Source organism: Rahnella sp. RFA10(1/100) (assembly GCF_004195115.1).
Lineage (GTDB): Bacteria > Pseudomonadota > Gammaproteobacteria > Enterobacterales > Enterobacteriaceae > Rahnella > Rahnella perminowiae.
Genome location: NZ_SEWR01000002.1, coordinates 786,612 through 799,952 on the forward strand (window position 1 = coordinate 786,612; position 13,341 = coordinate 799,952).

The window sequence follows — 13,341 nt, forward strand, 5'->3', positions numbered from 1 at the left end:
CATTTAATGGAGCTGCACCATGAATCAACCAGGCTCGCCAATGAGTGCTGATAACACCTCGATCATGGCACAGATGATCCAGCGTTTACCGCTGTCTGATACCCATTTCCGCCGGATCAGCGAGCTGATTTATCAGCGCGCGGGTATTGTGCTGGCGGATCACAAACGCGAAATGGTCTACAACCGCCTGGTACGGCGGTTGCGGATACTCGGGCTGAATGATTTCACCAGCTATATGGCACTGCTGGAAAACGACAGCAACAGCCCGGAATGGCAGGCGTTTATCAACGCACTGACCACCAATCTGACGGCATTTTTCCGCGAAGCGCATCACTTCCCGATCCTGGCGGAACATGCCCGTTCGCGTCCGAATAATTACAGCGTCTGGAGTACGGCGGCCTCAACGGGCGAAGAACCGTATTCCATCGCCATGACGCTGAGTGAAGCGCTGGGGCCGAAAATGGCAAGCTGCCGTATTCAGGCCAGTGATATTGACACGCAGGTGCTGGAAAAAGCCACCGCCGGGGTTTACCGCCTCGAAGAGCTGCGAACCCTCAGCCCGCAGCAGTTACAGAAATTTTTCCTCAAAGGCACAGGCCCGCACAGCGGCCTGGTGCGTGTGCGCCCTGAACTGGCGCAGATGGTGGCTTTCCAGCAGCTGAATCTGCTGGCAAACCAGTGGCAGCTTAACGGTCCGTTTGATGCAATTTTCTGCCGCAATGTGATGATTTATTTCGATAAAGAAACGCAGGAGAAAATTTTACGCCGATTTGTTCCGTTACTTAAACCGGGGGGCCTGATGTTTGCCGGACACTCCGAAAACTTCAGCCAAATCAGCCGGGAATTTTATTTGCGCGGTCAGACTGTCTATGGCCTCGCCAAGGAGAGGTAATGAATAAAATCAGAGTGTTGAGCGTCGATGACTCGGCGTTAATGCGTCAGCTGATGACTGAAATCATCAACAGCCATCCGGATATGGAAATGGTGGCGACCGCCCCCGATCCGCTGGTGGCGCGTGATCTCATTAAAAAATTCAACCCGGACGTGCTGACGCTGGATGTTGAAATGCCGCGCATGGACGGCCTGGATTTCCTGGAAAAGCTGATGCGTCTGCGCCCGATGCCGGTGGTGATGGTGTCTTCACTGACCGGTAAAGGCTCGGAAATTACCTTGCGTGCACTGGAACTTGGCGCGATTGACTTTGTGACCAAACCGCAACTGGGGATCCGCGAAGGCATGCTGGCCTACAGCGAGATGATTGCCGATAAAATCCGTACCGCCTCCAAAGCGCGTCTGAACAAAAGCGTCAATCTTGATCAGCCGCGCATTCTCAGCCATACACCGCTGCTGAGCAGTGAAAAGCTGATTGCCATCGGCTCATCGACGGGCGGTACAGAAGCTATCCGTCACGTGCTGCAGCCGCTGCCGCCGACCTGTCCGGCGCTGATGATCACTCAGCATATGCCACCGGGTTTCACCCGTTCTTTCGCCGATCGTCTGAACAAGTTATGTCAGATTACGGTGAAAGAAGCCGAAGACGGTGAACGTGTTCTGCCGGGCCATGCCTATATCGCACCCGGTGACAGACACATGGAACTGGCGCGCAGTGGCGCTAACTATCAGGTTAAGTTGAACGACGGTCCGGCGGTGAACCGCCATCGTCCGTCGGTCGACGTTTTATTCCGTTCGGTGGCGCAGTTTGCCGGACGCAATGCCGTCGGGGTGATCCTGACGGGAATGGGCAATGACGGCGCCGCCGGCATGCTTGAGATGCACCGCGCCGGGGCTTACACCCTTGCACAAAACGAAGCCAGTTGTGTGGTATTTGGTATGCCTCGTGAGGCTATCGCCACGGGTGGCGTAAACGAAGTGGTGGATCTGAGCCAAATCAGCCAGCGGATGCTGGCGCAAATATCAGCCGGTCAGGCATTACGTATTTAATTTTTCAGCCTTGTGCTGGGTAGCAAACCTTAGGAGTAGATAAAACATGGCCGATCCAAATCTGAGATTTCTGGTAGTAGACGATTTCTCTACCATGCGTCGTATCGTGCGCAACCTGCTAAAAGAGCTGGGCTTCAACAATGTTGAAGAAGCGGAAGACGGTGTTGATGCACTGAACAAACTGCGCGCCGGGGGTTTTGACTTTGTGGTATCCGACTGGAACATGCCCAACATGGACGGTCTGGATTTGCTGAAAACCATCCGTGCTGACGGTGCGCTGTCCAAACTGCCGGTGCTGATGGTGACCGCAGAAGCGAAGAAAGAAAACATCGTTGCCGCCGCACAGGCCGGGGCCAGTGGTTATGTGGTTAAACCCTTTACCGCCGCCACGCTGGAAGAAAAACTGGGCAAAATCTTCGAAAAACTGGGCATGTAGGAGTCCGTATATGGCAGAGATACCAATGCCTGCAAATGATGCAGCAACCGCGGGCGATATTATCGCCCGCATTGGGCAACTGACCCGTATGTTGCGTGACAGCATGCGTGAACTTGGCCTGGATCAGGCCATTGCTCAGGCAGCCGAAGCGATCCCGGATGCCCGCGATCGTCTCGATTATGTGGTCACCATGACCGCTCAGGCGGCTGAACGTGCCCTGAACTGTGTGGAGGCCGCGCAGCCGCGCCAGAATAAACTTGAATCTGCCGCGAAGAAACTCGATAAGCGTTGGGATGAATGGTTTGAAAATCCGATTGAACTCTCGGATGCCCGCGAGCTGGTCACTGACACCCGCAGCTATCTGAAAGAAATCCCTGAGCACACCAGTTTCACCAATGCTCAGCTGATGGAAATCATGATGGCGCAGGACTTCCAGGATCTGACCGGTCAGGTGATCAAACGTATGATGACCGTGGTACAGGAAATCGAAAATCAGCTGTTAATGGTGCTGATGGAAAATATTCCTGAACAACAGGTTAAAGCGAAACGTGAAAACGATAGCCTGCTGAACGGCCCGCAACTTGATTCCAACGGTGTCGGTGTGGTGGCCTCACAAGAACAGGTAGACGATCTGCTGGACTCATTAGGTTTTTAATGTGTCTGCCAGTCCGCCATAAACACCCTTCCGTATCGCACTGAGGGGTGTTTTCCTTATCTGGAATTTTTTTACATAAATTCATCTGCTGAATAGCCGCCATTTTTCCTCTCTAATTCACCCATCAGACTGCGCCGCTTTTGTCATGCTATCCCTGCGTCATTGAATCTGTGCCCGTGGTGTTTTACATGCCGGGTAAACCCTGACAGGAACCGCCGGTGGCTGAAGAAAGCGATCTCGAAAAAACAGAAGCTCCCACATCGCACCGGCTTGAAAAAGCGCGTGAAGAAGGGCAGATACCGCGCTCGCGCGAACTGACCTCCATTTTGATGCTGGGGGGCGGCTTAACGCTGTTGTGGATGTCCGGTGAGTCTATGGCACGGCAACTTGGCGTGATGATTTCGCAAGGTCTCAAGTTTGATCACGGCATGGTCAGCGATGACCGGCAGGTGTTACAGCAGATGGCGACGCTGCTGGGGCGCGCGGTCTGGGCGTTACTGCCGGTGATCGGCGGCCTGATTTTGATCGCACTCGCTGCGCCGCTGTTACTCGGCGGCCTGATGTTCAGCGGCAAATCTTTTGCGCCCAAGTTCAGCCGTATGGATCCGATTGCCGGATTTAAGCGTTTATTTTCCGCTCAGGTACTGGCGGAGTTGCTGAAAGCTATCCTGAAGGCGTTGCTGGTCGGTACCGTCGCCGGGATTTATCTGTGGCATAAATGGCCGGACATGATGAGGCTGATGGCACAACCGACCATTCCGGCACTCGGTGAAGCGCTGAATATGGTGGTGTTTTGCGGCCTGATGGTGGTGCTTGGATTAACGCCGATGGTCGGTTTTGACGTGTTCTGGCAGATCTGGAGCAACCTGAAAAAGCTGCGCATGAGCAAGCAGGATATCCGCGACGAGCATAAAAGTCAGGAAGGTGACCCGCATGTCAAAGGACGTATCCGCCAGCAGCAACGTGCGATGGCCAAGCGTCGTATGATGGCCGATGTGCCAAAAGCGGATGTCATCGTCACCAACCCGACACATTACGCTGTGGCACTGCAATACAGTGAAAATAAAATGAGTGCACCGAAAGTCCTGGCGAAAGGCGCAGGGGAAGTGGCACTGCGCATCAGGGAACTCGGTGCCGAACATAAAATTCCGATGCTGGAGGCACCGCCTCTGGCGCGTGCGCTTTACCGGCACAGTGAAATTGGTCAGCAAATTCCGGCGACGCTCTATGCCGCCGTGGCTGAAGTTCTGGCCTGGGTGTATCAGCTGAAACGCTGGAAGCGTGAAGGCGGACTGATCCCGAAAAAACCTCAACATTTGCCGGTCCCTGAGGGGCTGGATTTTGCAGCAGGAGAGAGTGATACCCATGGCTAATCTGGCCGAGATACTGCGTTTACCCGCCAACTTTAAGTCCGGACAATGGCAGGTACTGGCAGGACCCATTCTTATCCTGATCATCCTGTCGATGATGGTGCTGCCGTTGCCGCCATTCATCCTTGATCTGCTGTTCACCTTTAACATTGCGCTGTCCATCATGGTGTTGCTGGTGGCGATGTTTACCCAGCGCACGCTGGATTTCGCGGCATTTCCCACCATTTTGCTGTTTTCAACGTTATTACGTCTGTCGCTGAACGTTGCCTCAACCCGTGTGATCCTGCTGGAAGGGCACACCGGCGGCGCGGCAGCGGGCCGGGTGATTGAAGCCTTCGGCCACTTCCTGGTCGGCGGTAACTTCGCCATCGGTATTGTGGTGTTTATCATCCTGGTGCTGATCAACTTTATGGTTATTACCAAAGGTGCCGGGCGTATTGCTGAAGTCGGTGCGCGTTTCGTGCTCGACGGTATGCCCGGTAAACAGATGGCGATTGACGCGGATCTGAACGCCGGTCTGATTGGCGAAGATGAAGCGAAAAAACGCCGCAGCGAAGTGACGCAGGAAGCCGACTTCTACGGTTCAATGGACGGTGCGAGTAAATTTGTGCGAGGTGACGCGGTTGCCGGTCTGATGATCATGATCATCAACGTCGTCGGCGGCCTGCTGGTCGGTGTATTGCAACACGGGATGGATCTTGGCCATGCGGCTGAAAGTTATACCCTGCTGACCATCGGTGACGGCCTGGTCGCGCAGATCCCCGCGCTGGTTATCTCCACGGCGGCCGGTGTTATCGTCACCCGCGTCGGCACCAACGAAGACGTGGGCGAGCAGATGGTTACCCAGCTGTTCCGCAATCCGCGCGTCATGATGCTGAGTGCCGGTGTTCTGGGTTTGCTCGGTATGGTGCCCGGCATGCCAAACTTCGTTTTCCTGATGTTCACAGCCGGGTTGTTGGCGCTGGCATGGTGGACTCGCGGTCAGGAGCAGAAAAAACCATCCACTGCAGAGGCCGCACCGGCCGTGGCAGACAGCGGTAAACAAATGGTAGAAGCCAGCTGGCAGGACGTTCAGCTTGAAGATCCGCTGGGTATGGAAGTGGGCTACCGTCTGATCCCGATGGTGGACTTTGCCCAAAACGGCGAGCTGCTGGGGCGTATCCGCAGCATCCGCAAAAAATTCGCGCAGGAGATGGGCTATCTGCCGCCGGTAATTCATATCCGCGATAACCTTGAACTGCCGCCGGCGGGCTACCGTATTCTGATGAAAGGTGTGGAAATCGGCACCGGTACGGCGCATCCCGGCCGCTGGATGGCGATCAACCCGGGCAGCGCGATAGGCGAACTGCCGGGCGAACCGACGGTTGATCCGGCATTCGGGCTGGCGGCGTTCTGGATTGAACCGGCTATGCGCGAGCAGGCACAAATTCAGGGCTATACCGTGGTGGAAGCCAGTACCGTCGTCGCCACACACCTGAACCACCTGATCAGTTTGCACGCCAAAGAACTGTTTGGCCGTCAGGAAACGCAGGAGCTGATGGAGCGCGTCACCAAAGAAATGCCGAAGCTGACGGATGATTTCATTCCGGGCATCATTTCGCTGACCAACATGCACAAAGTGTTGCAGAACCTGTTATCTGAACGCGTTTCGATCCGCGATATGCGCACCATCGTTGAAACACTGGCGGAATACGCGCCGAACCAGCCGGATCCTAACGAACTGACCTCCGTGGTGCGTGTTGCGCTCGGCAGGGCTATCACGCAGCAATGGTTCCCGGGCAATGGCGAAGTGCAGGTTATCGGGCTGGATACCTCCCTGGAACGCCTGTTATTACAGGCGCTGCAAAGCGGTGGTGGTCTGGAACCCGGTCTGGCTGACCGCCTGCTGACCCAGTCCGAGGCCGCATTACAGCGTCAGGATATGCTCAGCGCGCCGCCGGTTCTGCTGGTGAATCACGCGCTGCGTCCGCTGCTGTCCCGTTTCCTGCGCCGTTCACTGCCAAATATCGTCGTGATGTCGAATCTGGAAATGACCGACAGCCGCCAGATTCGCATGACGGCCACCATCGGCGGTGAATAAGATGTACCGCGCCGCACTGTGGTTACTGACCGCACTGAGCCTGCCAGCGCTTGCCGCGTCCGGCACATGGTCAGATACGCAGCGCGGTGTGGTATTGCAAAACCGTGGCGTGATGATGTCATCGGGTGCATTAGCCCCGCCGGCCTCCGCGCCCGTGCGCAGTTCAGGCTCCGCCACCATCACAACGCTAAGCTGGAAATACGAAGTGCTTGGCGCAAGACCCGCCGGTCTGCAGGTAAAACTCTGCAACACCCTGAATCACTGCGTGAGTCTGGAAGCCGAAGGCGGGGTGACAAAATCATTTTACGGCCAGACCGCCACTTCGCCATTAAGGTTTGTTTACTTTGTTCCCGGCGGTGGCGCGATGAATACGCCGCTGCGGGTGATGAGTAATCAGGTGATCGTGAACTATCGCTAAATCGCCGGTTTTCCTCCCTTGCATCCCCCACGCTATTCTACTCCGCGCTGTCGCCGGTTCGACGGACATGCTCTGTTACCGCTATGGGTGGCGTAAAATGTCATCGCTCCGCGATTCCCGAATTTCAGCCTGCGAGCCTCGGGTCTCGCACCCTTGATTTGGTGCCATTTTTGAGCATGCCAGTGGGCATTTTTAAAGACACATCTGCATATTTCTATAGTGCTGATATTTTCCGGCAGCGTTACGGAGTTAACAAAAGGGAGCCGGTAAACGTGTAAAATATTTCCCTGTTTGCAGGAAGAGAAAAATGCTTAACAGGGAGATTGACTTTATGGCGTCTGTACCACTATCAAACCCGGGTTCCAATATTGTCAGTGATCATATGAGGGAAGCCCGACAACATGGAATGTCTCGCAATATGGCGACAGCCTGGACGTATTATTGGTTTTATCAAAAGGTTAGAAATGGTGGCCCATGGGACTATGAAATGATATTCATATTGATGATAAAAATCGCGTAACAGTTAATTACAGCGGGCGATTCACAAATATGGCGAGTGGTGTAGATCAGGTGACATTTGAAATACAGAGATAAAACCTCAGATAATAACAAACCGCCATGTGCGGTTTTTTAATGCAACCCCTAAAAACCTTCCGGAAGCCGTCTCCCATTCTCAATGTTTGCTCATTTTATCGGTATGGATACACAGTTGATATTTCCCCGCTGCGGCAAAATCCACAACCGGGATTTGCAACGCATTGGCAGTAGGGGTTCAAGATGCTGCGGGCGCTTTCAGAAAGCTTGCCGAGTGAGAGTTTCGAGACGTAAGGCTCGAACACCGAAATGAGGGAACCGCGGAGCGGCAAGATTCCGCGCCTTTCACGGTGGCATCTGAAACATAGCCAGCATCAAACATGGCAAGGTTTGAAAACCGCCCCCGTTTCGGTTTAAACCGAGATCTTGCGTACGGTTTGCCCCGAAACGGTTTCCTGCCCGTTCGGCCCGTAGAATTTCTGCGTCTGACTGGCGTTAAGGATCGCCAGCGCTTCGGTGTTATAGGCAATCTGCTTGCCCAGTAACATGCCGTTGTGACGGTTAATCTGACTCAGTTTAGTGGTCAGTTGCACCACATCTTTCCACATCGCGGAGATTTCCGGCTGTCGGGAATAGGGGGCTGTTTGCCTGAGGCGCTCGTCATGCTGACGACGCTGTTTATCAAGATAGTCTACCGTGGCTAACAATGAACTTTTCTGCTCGGTTATATGCTGCAAGGCTGCACCATTCACGCGTCCTGAGCACAGTATCGTCTGTTCGTGATTAATCACCTGATCCAGCGCTTGCAACGTTTCAACCAAGGTAGTCATGGTCTTGATAAAATTCTTCATCGGGCCTTATTACCTTCCAACTTTTTGTCTTTACACTGATATTTTCAGCTTAAAGACCTTTGAGATAATCCTGCGTGTCCTGTAACAAAGCATCAGCAATTTTGCCGGTATCCATCGTCAGTTTACCGTCGCGGATAGCTTGTTTCAGTTCGTCGACACGTGCCGTGTTGATGTCCTGTGCACTTGACTGCGTCAGAGACGCTTGCGCTGAACTCAGTGTCACCGCCGTACCGCTGGTGGTGGTGCCAGAAACAGACTGTTCTTTACGCGCGTTCTGTACTGACGCTTCAGACGGCTCGCGCTGCTGGATCGGGGTTAAAGGTGAGACACCTTGAGTACGATCGATAGCCATAAATTTCTTCTCCAGTATGAGGACTCAGGGTTTAGAAAATCTCATGAAAACCCTAAAAATGCCGTCACGGGACGACTCTGATACGTTTGTTATCGACATGTGGCGCAATAACTTTAACCTTTATTGCAGCTTTTTGTAGAGCTACGGCTGCATTTAGGATTATATCGTCACTGTCACAGACCCATCTGAGCCTACCGTCCCGTTCACAATTGCACCTGACGGCATTCTGATCCGCACTGATTCATTCGCTGCAGCATTGTTCATCGCCTTACCGGCGCTTGACACATTAAAACCACTGCCTGTGGCCTGAACCTGAACTTCCTGCCCCGCGTGAACCATCCACGGCCGGCGCAACATCGATAACGTCAACGGTTGCCCGATGCTGATATTGCGCAGCGTGATGCCATTCACAGCCTGCTGACTGTCGAGAATGACCTTCGGCGGCAACAGATCCAGTCGCCCGGTTTTTTGTTGCATATCTGTTTGTGCCAGGTGAGAGCCTGCCGGTACGTTCTTTGCCGCGATCCAGTAAGTGCCGCTGACCTGCACTTTAGTTTGTACGTAACTTTTCTGACCGTTGCAGTTCACCGCCACGGAGACATTGCCCCAGGTGCGACTGTTCGGTGAAAGCATAAATTGTGGTGATAAACATTGTGGCTGGCGCGCAGCCGGGGTGTTTACGACAACGGTCACCTGCATCCCGCTGTCGGCATATTGCTGCCGGAAGAACTGCTGAATTTGCGAGGACAACAGTGTATCGCTATTGGATGAGGCCGGCACGCTTTTGACGGGCAAAGGCTGGGCATAGCTCATCGCACCAGACATTACACCTATCAGGATGCAACCCAGCGTAATGTCTGAACGACGGATTTTCAGCATATTCATTCGCGTTTTACCTTTGTGCCAGCCTACTACTGCCGACAAGTCTACGCTCACTTTGATATTCCTAAAGGGACAAATAGCGCCCGATTTCATGCTTATTCAGACGATAGCCAGTTGACACTCGCATTTATGCTGTCGACTCCAAAATCTCACTTTGCGGAGGGCGCATGCTCGACAAACTGAACGCCGCACTACAGTTCCAACAGGAAGCGCTCAACCTGCGCGCCCAGCGGCAAGAAATTCTTTCAGCCAATATCGCAAACGCCGATACCCCGGGGTATCAGGCTCGCGATATCGATTTTGCCAGTCAGTTACAAAAGGTGATGGAGCAGGGGCGTGCGAGTGGCAGCGGCATTTCTTTGTCTCTGACGTCTGACCGCCATATCGCGGCGTCCAACGTTCAACCTGCTGATATGGATCTGATGTACCGGATCCCGGACCAGCCATCGGCAGATGGCAACACGGTCGATATGGATCGTGAACGTACCAATTTTGCGGATAACAGCGTGCGCTATCAGACCGATTTGACCGTTCTCGGCGGCCAGATCAAAGGGATGATGTCGGTGCTGCAAGGATAATAGCCCATGTCAATGCTTGGTATTTTTGATATCGCCGGTTCTGCGCTGGCCGCGCAGTCTCAGCGTCTGAACGTCAGTGCCAGTAACATGGCCAACGCCGACAGTGTCACCGGCCCGGATGGTAAGCCATATAAAGCAAAGCAAGTTGTTTTCCAGGTGGATGCTGCACCGGGTCAGGAAACCGGCGGCGTGAAAGTGGCGCAGGTGGTGGATGACCCGGCACCGATGCGCATGGTGTATGAGCCGGGTAATCCGATGGCGGATGCAAAAGGCTATGTGCAGATGCCAAACGTAGATGTGGTCAGCGAAATGGTGAACACCATCTCCGCTTCCCGCAGTTATCAGGCTAACGTCGAAGTGCTTAACACCACTAAGTCGTTAATGATGAAAACCCTGACTCTGGGGCAATAGCGGAGCGAATCATGGCAATTACCACGTCAATTAATGACACCACTGATAACACGACGATCAGCAGTACCAGCTCCGGCGGCTCGTCTACGAAGGGAACCAGTTCAGCGGATGATCTGTCCAGCAGTTTCCTGACCCTGCTGGTCGCCCAGCTGAAAAACCAGGATCCCACCAATCCGATGGATAACAGTCAGCTGACCAGTCAGCTGGCACAAATCAGCACGGTCAGCGGGATTGAAAAACTCAATACCACGCTGGGCAGCATTTCCGGGCAAATCACCAGTGGTTCATCGGTTCAGGCCAGTTCGTTGATCGGCCACGGCGTGATGGTGTCCGGCAGCGCAATTCTGGTCGGCAGCGACACTGACGGCACGGTCAGCACCACGCCATTCGGATTTGAGCTGGAAACGGCCTCTGATACCACCACCGCCACGGTCAGTGATTCCACCGGTAAAGTGGTGAAAACCATTACGCTGGGTGCACAGACTGCCGGCGTGCACAGCTATACCTGGGACGGTACACAGGACGATGGCACCAAAGCACCGAATGGCAGTTACAGCTTTAGCATCAATGCCCTGAAAAATAATCAGCAAATGGTGGCAACACCGCTGAATTATGCGCTGGTCAATGGTGTGACGACAGATTCATCCGGGAATACCGCGTTGGATCTGGGCGTGCGTGGAACCGCGAAAGTTGATTCTGTACGCCAGATTTTGTAAGCGAGCAACTCAGACCGCTCCCTCCCCTGCGAAGGGGGAGGAGCTGTAAACACTACCCACAGTAAAATGGAGCTAATATGAGCTTTTCCCAAGCAGTCAGCGGCCTGAGCGCGGCATCGACTAACCTCGATGTGATTGGTAACAACATTGCCAACTCCGCGACCGTCGGTTTTAAAACAGCGACCGCCTCTTTTGCCGATATGTTCGCCGGTTCCCAAACCGGTATGGGCGTTAAAGTCGCCGCTGTTACTCAGAACTTCAATGACGGTACCACCACCAACACCTCCCGCGGTCTGGATGTCGCGCTGAGCGGCAACGGATTCTTCCGGTTGTCCGACAGCAGCGGTGCCATTTATTACTCACGTAACGGTCAGTTTTCACTGGATGCCAACCGTAACCTGGTGAACATGCAAGGTTTGAGCGTCACCGGTTATCCGGCGACAGGTACGCCGCCAACTATTGCGGCGGGTGCGCAGCCGGTTGCCCTGAACATCCCGACCACCATGATGAGCGCGAAAGCGTCTACTTCTGCCACGATGGTGGCTAACCTGAACTCAACGGACAAGGCTATTCCGGCCACCAAAACGTTCAGCAGCAGTGATGACACCAGCTACAACTACGTCAACAGCATCACCACCTATGACTCACAGGGTAATGCCCACGATAACAACGTCTACTTCGTGAAAACTTCTGCCAACAACTGGGATGTTTATGCACAGGACGGCAGCGTGGCCGGTTCAGCGGCCGCCAAAATTGGGGCTATGCAGTTTGATACCAGTGGTGCGCTGGTCGGCACAACCAATGCGGCAGGCACGGCCAATGCCGGTCTGGCACTGACGTTGCCAATGAACACCGCCACTAACGGTACCGTAACGCCGCAAACGGTGTCTCTTGATTTCACCGGCAGTATCCAGCAGAGCACCGGCAGTGACAGCATCGGTTCCCAGAATCAGGATGGTTATGCAGCGGGTCAGATGACCGGTTATACCATCAATGACGACGGCACGATTGCCGGCACTTACTCCAACAACAAAACCCAACTGCTGGGTCAGATTGTGCTGAGTAACTTCTCTAACCCGGAAGGCCTGAAATCTGAAGGTGACAACGTGTGGACGGCGACGTCTTCTTCCGGTCAGGCTGTGACCGGCATTGCAGGTCAGGGCGGTTTAGCGTCAATGACCAGCGGTGCGCTGGAATCTTCCAACGTCGATCTGAGTGCGGAACTGGTCAACATGATTGTTGCGCAGCGTAACTACCAGTCGAATGCGCAGACCATCAAAACTCAGGACTCCATCCTGAACACGCTGGTTAACCTGCGTTAATACGCGTTCTATCACCTGAAAACAGGGCAGCATTATGGATCACGCTATCTACACCGCAGGCGGCGCAGCCAGCCAGACGCTGGTTCAGCAGTCGGTGACGTCGAGTAACCTGGCTAACGCCAATACACCGGGATTCCGTTCGCAGCTTTTAGCGATGCGCGCAGTGCCGGTGGACGGTGAAAGCCTGCAAACCCGCACGCTGGTCACGGCGTCCACGCCGGGCGCAGATATGACGCAGGGAAAACTGAACTACACCGGGCGTCCGCTGGATGTGGCTTTACAGCAGGACGGTTTCCTTGCGGTGCAGATGCCTGACGGCTCTGAAGCGTATACCCGTAACGGTGACATGCAAGTGTCACCGACTAACCAACTGACCGTTCAGGGTCATCCGGTTATGGGGGATAACGGCCCGATAGAAGTTCCGCCGAACTCTCAGCTTACGGTCTCTGCGGACGGGACGATTGCCGTGCTTGAAGCCGGTGCTGATCCTAACACGATGGGTCAGCTCGGTAAGCTCAAGCTGGTGAAAGCGGCCAACAATGAAGTCACCCGTGGCGATGACGGTATGTTCCGGCCAACGCCGGCGACCGTTCAGGCGCGGGGTGCTGCTTTACAGGCTGACCCGACCATTCACGTTATGCCCGGAACGCTTGAGGGCAGTAACGCGGATCCGGTCTCCACCATGGTTGACATGATAGCTAACGCCCGCCGCTTTGAGATGCAGATGAAAGTCATCCACAGTGTCGATGAAAATGAACAGAGTGCCAACAATCTGCTGTCAATGAGCTGATGATG

Annotated in this window: 15 protein-coding genes; 12 read left to right on the top strand and 3 right to left on the bottom strand. The window is 54.2% G+C overall.

Annotated features, from left to right (window positions below):
* The first annotated feature begins 19 nt into the window (after positions 1–19).
* From cheR to ETV65_RS10295, 7 genes are all read left to right on the top strand, one after another.
* Positions 20–892: a protein-glutamate O-methyltransferase CheR gene (gene cheR / locus ETV65_RS10265; RefSeq protein WP_129952750.1), complete on the top strand. Its 873-nt coding sequence runs from the start codon at positions 20–22 to the stop codon at positions 890–892.
* Positions 892–1,941 (top strand): chemotaxis response regulator protein-glutamate methylesterase, encoded by a 1,050-nt coding sequence (locus ETV65_RS10270; protein ID WP_129952751.1) that lies wholly within the window; start codon positions 892–894, stop codon positions 1,939–1,941. Before cheR ends, ETV65_RS10270 begins: the two co-directional genes overlap by 1 nt.
* 46 nt (positions 1,942–1,987) lie before the next feature.
* Complete coding sequence (gene cheY / locus ETV65_RS10275) at positions 1,988–2,377, top strand: chemotaxis response regulator CheY (protein WP_095922326.1); 390 nt, start codon at positions 1,988–1,990, stop codon at positions 2,375–2,377.
* Positions 2,378–2,387: 10 nt separating this feature from the next.
* Entirely contained in the window at positions 2,388–3,032 is a 645-nt protein-coding gene (gene cheZ, locus ETV65_RS10280; protein WP_129952752.1) for a protein phosphatase CheZ, read from the top strand.
* A 218-nt stretch (positions 3,033–3,250) separates the two neighbouring features.
* Positions 3,251–4,405, top strand: a complete 1,155-nt coding sequence (gene flhB, locus ETV65_RS10285; protein ID WP_129952753.1) for a flagellar biosynthesis protein FlhB — start codon at positions 3,251–3,253, stop codon at positions 4,403–4,405.
* On the top strand, positions 4,398–6,482 hold the full coding sequence (gene flhA, locus ETV65_RS10290; protein WP_129952754.1) for a flagellar biosynthesis protein FlhA: 2,085 nt from the start codon (positions 4,398–4,400) through the stop codon (positions 6,480–6,482). Before flhB ends, flhA begins: the two co-directional genes overlap by 8 nt.
* A 1-nt stretch (position 6,483) precedes the next feature.
* The gene (locus ETV65_RS10295; RefSeq protein WP_129952755.1) at positions 6,484–6,900 is read left to right on the top strand and encodes a flagellar protein FlhE; all 417 of its coding nucleotides are present in this window, start codon (positions 6,484–6,486) and stop codon (positions 6,898–6,900) included.
* Positions 6,901–7,847: 947 nt separating this feature from the next.
* Here the strand turns inward: ETV65_RS10295 and flgN are convergent.
* The 3 genes from flgN to flgA form a co-directional block, all read right to left on the bottom strand.
* Positions 7,848–8,285 (bottom strand): flagellar export chaperone FlgN, encoded by a 438-nt coding sequence (gene flgN, locus ETV65_RS10305; RefSeq protein ID WP_129952756.1) that lies wholly within the window; start codon positions 8,283–8,285, stop codon positions 7,848–7,850.
* Between the two features lie 49 nt (positions 8,286–8,334).
* Positions 8,335–8,637, bottom strand: a complete 303-nt coding sequence (gene flgM, locus ETV65_RS10310) for a flagellar biosynthesis anti-sigma factor FlgM (RefSeq protein WP_129952757.1) — start codon at positions 8,635–8,637, stop codon at positions 8,335–8,337.
* Between the two features lie 159 nt (positions 8,638–8,796).
* On the bottom strand, positions 8,797–9,573 hold the full coding sequence (flgA, locus tag ETV65_RS10315) for a flagellar basal body P-ring formation chaperone FlgA (protein ID WP_129952758.1): 777 nt from the start codon (positions 9,571–9,573) through the stop codon (positions 8,797–8,799).
* Between the two features lie 113 nt (positions 9,574–9,686).
* On the opposite strand from flgA, the gene flgB reads away from it, so the two are divergent.
* The 5 genes from flgB to ETV65_RS10340 all read left to right on the top strand — a co-directional run bounded on the left by flgB (position 9,687) and on the right by ETV65_RS10340 (position 13,336).
* On the top strand, positions 9,687–10,097 hold the full coding sequence (gene flgB, locus ETV65_RS10320; protein ID WP_129952759.1) for a flagellar basal body rod protein FlgB: 411 nt from the start codon (positions 9,687–9,689) through the stop codon (positions 10,095–10,097).
* Between the two features lie 6 nt (positions 10,098–10,103).
* Positions 10,104–10,508, top strand: coding sequence for a flagellar basal body rod protein FlgC (flgC, locus tag ETV65_RS10325; protein ID WP_013575164.1), 405 nt, complete (start codon positions 10,104–10,106; stop codon positions 10,506–10,508).
* A gap of 11 nt (positions 10,509–10,519) precedes the next feature.
* Positions 10,520–11,224, top strand: a complete 705-nt coding sequence (gene flgD, locus ETV65_RS10330) for a flagellar hook assembly protein FlgD (RefSeq protein ID WP_129952760.1) — start codon at positions 10,520–10,522, stop codon at positions 11,222–11,224.
* A gap of 77 nt (positions 11,225–11,301) precedes the next feature.
* Positions 11,302–12,546 carry a flagellar hook protein FlgE gene (gene flgE / locus ETV65_RS10335; RefSeq protein WP_129952761.1) on the top strand — a complete coding sequence of 415 codons (1,245 nt, stop codon included), beginning with the start codon at positions 11,302–11,304 and terminating at the stop codon, positions 12,544–12,546.
* Between the two features lie 34 nt (positions 12,547–12,580).
* Entirely contained in the window at positions 12,581–13,336 is a 756-nt protein-coding gene (locus ETV65_RS10340) for a flagellar basal body rod protein FlgF (protein ID WP_129952762.1), read from the top strand.
* Positions 13,337–13,341 lie beyond the last annotated feature (5 nt).

Coding starts and splice junctions, on each gene's coding strand:
- flgD (WP_129952760.1), top strand. CDS start 10,520: ATGGCAATTACCACGTCAATTAATGACACCACTGATAACACGACGATC.
- cheZ (WP_129952752.1), top strand. CDS start 2,388: ATGGCAGAGATACCAATGCCTGCAAATGATGCAGCAACCGCGGGCGAT.
- flgE (WP_129952761.1), top strand. CDS start 11,302: ATGAGCTTTTCCCAAGCAGTCAGCGGCCTGAGCGCGGCATCGACTAAC.
- ETV65_RS10340 (WP_129952762.1), top strand. CDS start 12,581: ATGGATCACGCTATCTACACCGCAGGCGGCGCAGCCAGCCAGACGCTG.
- flgC (WP_013575164.1), top strand. CDS start 10,104: ATGTCAATGCTTGGTATTTTTGATATCGCCGGTTCTGCGCTGGCCGCG.
- flgB (WP_129952759.1), top strand. CDS start 9,687: ATGCTCGACAAACTGAACGCCGCACTACAGTTCCAACAGGAAGCGCTC.
- ETV65_RS10270 (WP_129952751.1), top strand. CDS start 892: ATGAATAAAATCAGAGTGTTGAGCGTCGATGACTCGGCGTTAATGCGT.
- flgN (WP_129952756.1), bottom strand. CDS start 8,285: ATGAAGAATTTTATCAAGACCATGACTACCTTGGTTGAAACGTTGCAA.
- ETV65_RS10295 (WP_129952755.1), top strand. CDS start 6,484: ATGTACCGCGCCGCACTGTGGTTACTGACCGCACTGAGCCTGCCAGCG.
- flgM (WP_129952757.1), bottom strand. CDS start 8,637: ATGGCTATCGATCGTACTCAAGGTGTCTCACCTTTAACCCCGATCCAG.
- flhA (WP_129952754.1), top strand. CDS start 4,398: ATGGCTAATCTGGCCGAGATACTGCGTTTACCCGCCAACTTTAAGTCC.
- cheR (WP_129952750.1), top strand. CDS start 20: ATGAATCAACCAGGCTCGCCAATGAGTGCTGATAACACCTCGATCATG.
- cheY (WP_095922326.1), top strand. CDS start 1,988: ATGGCCGATCCAAATCTGAGATTTCTGGTAGTAGACGATTTCTCTACC.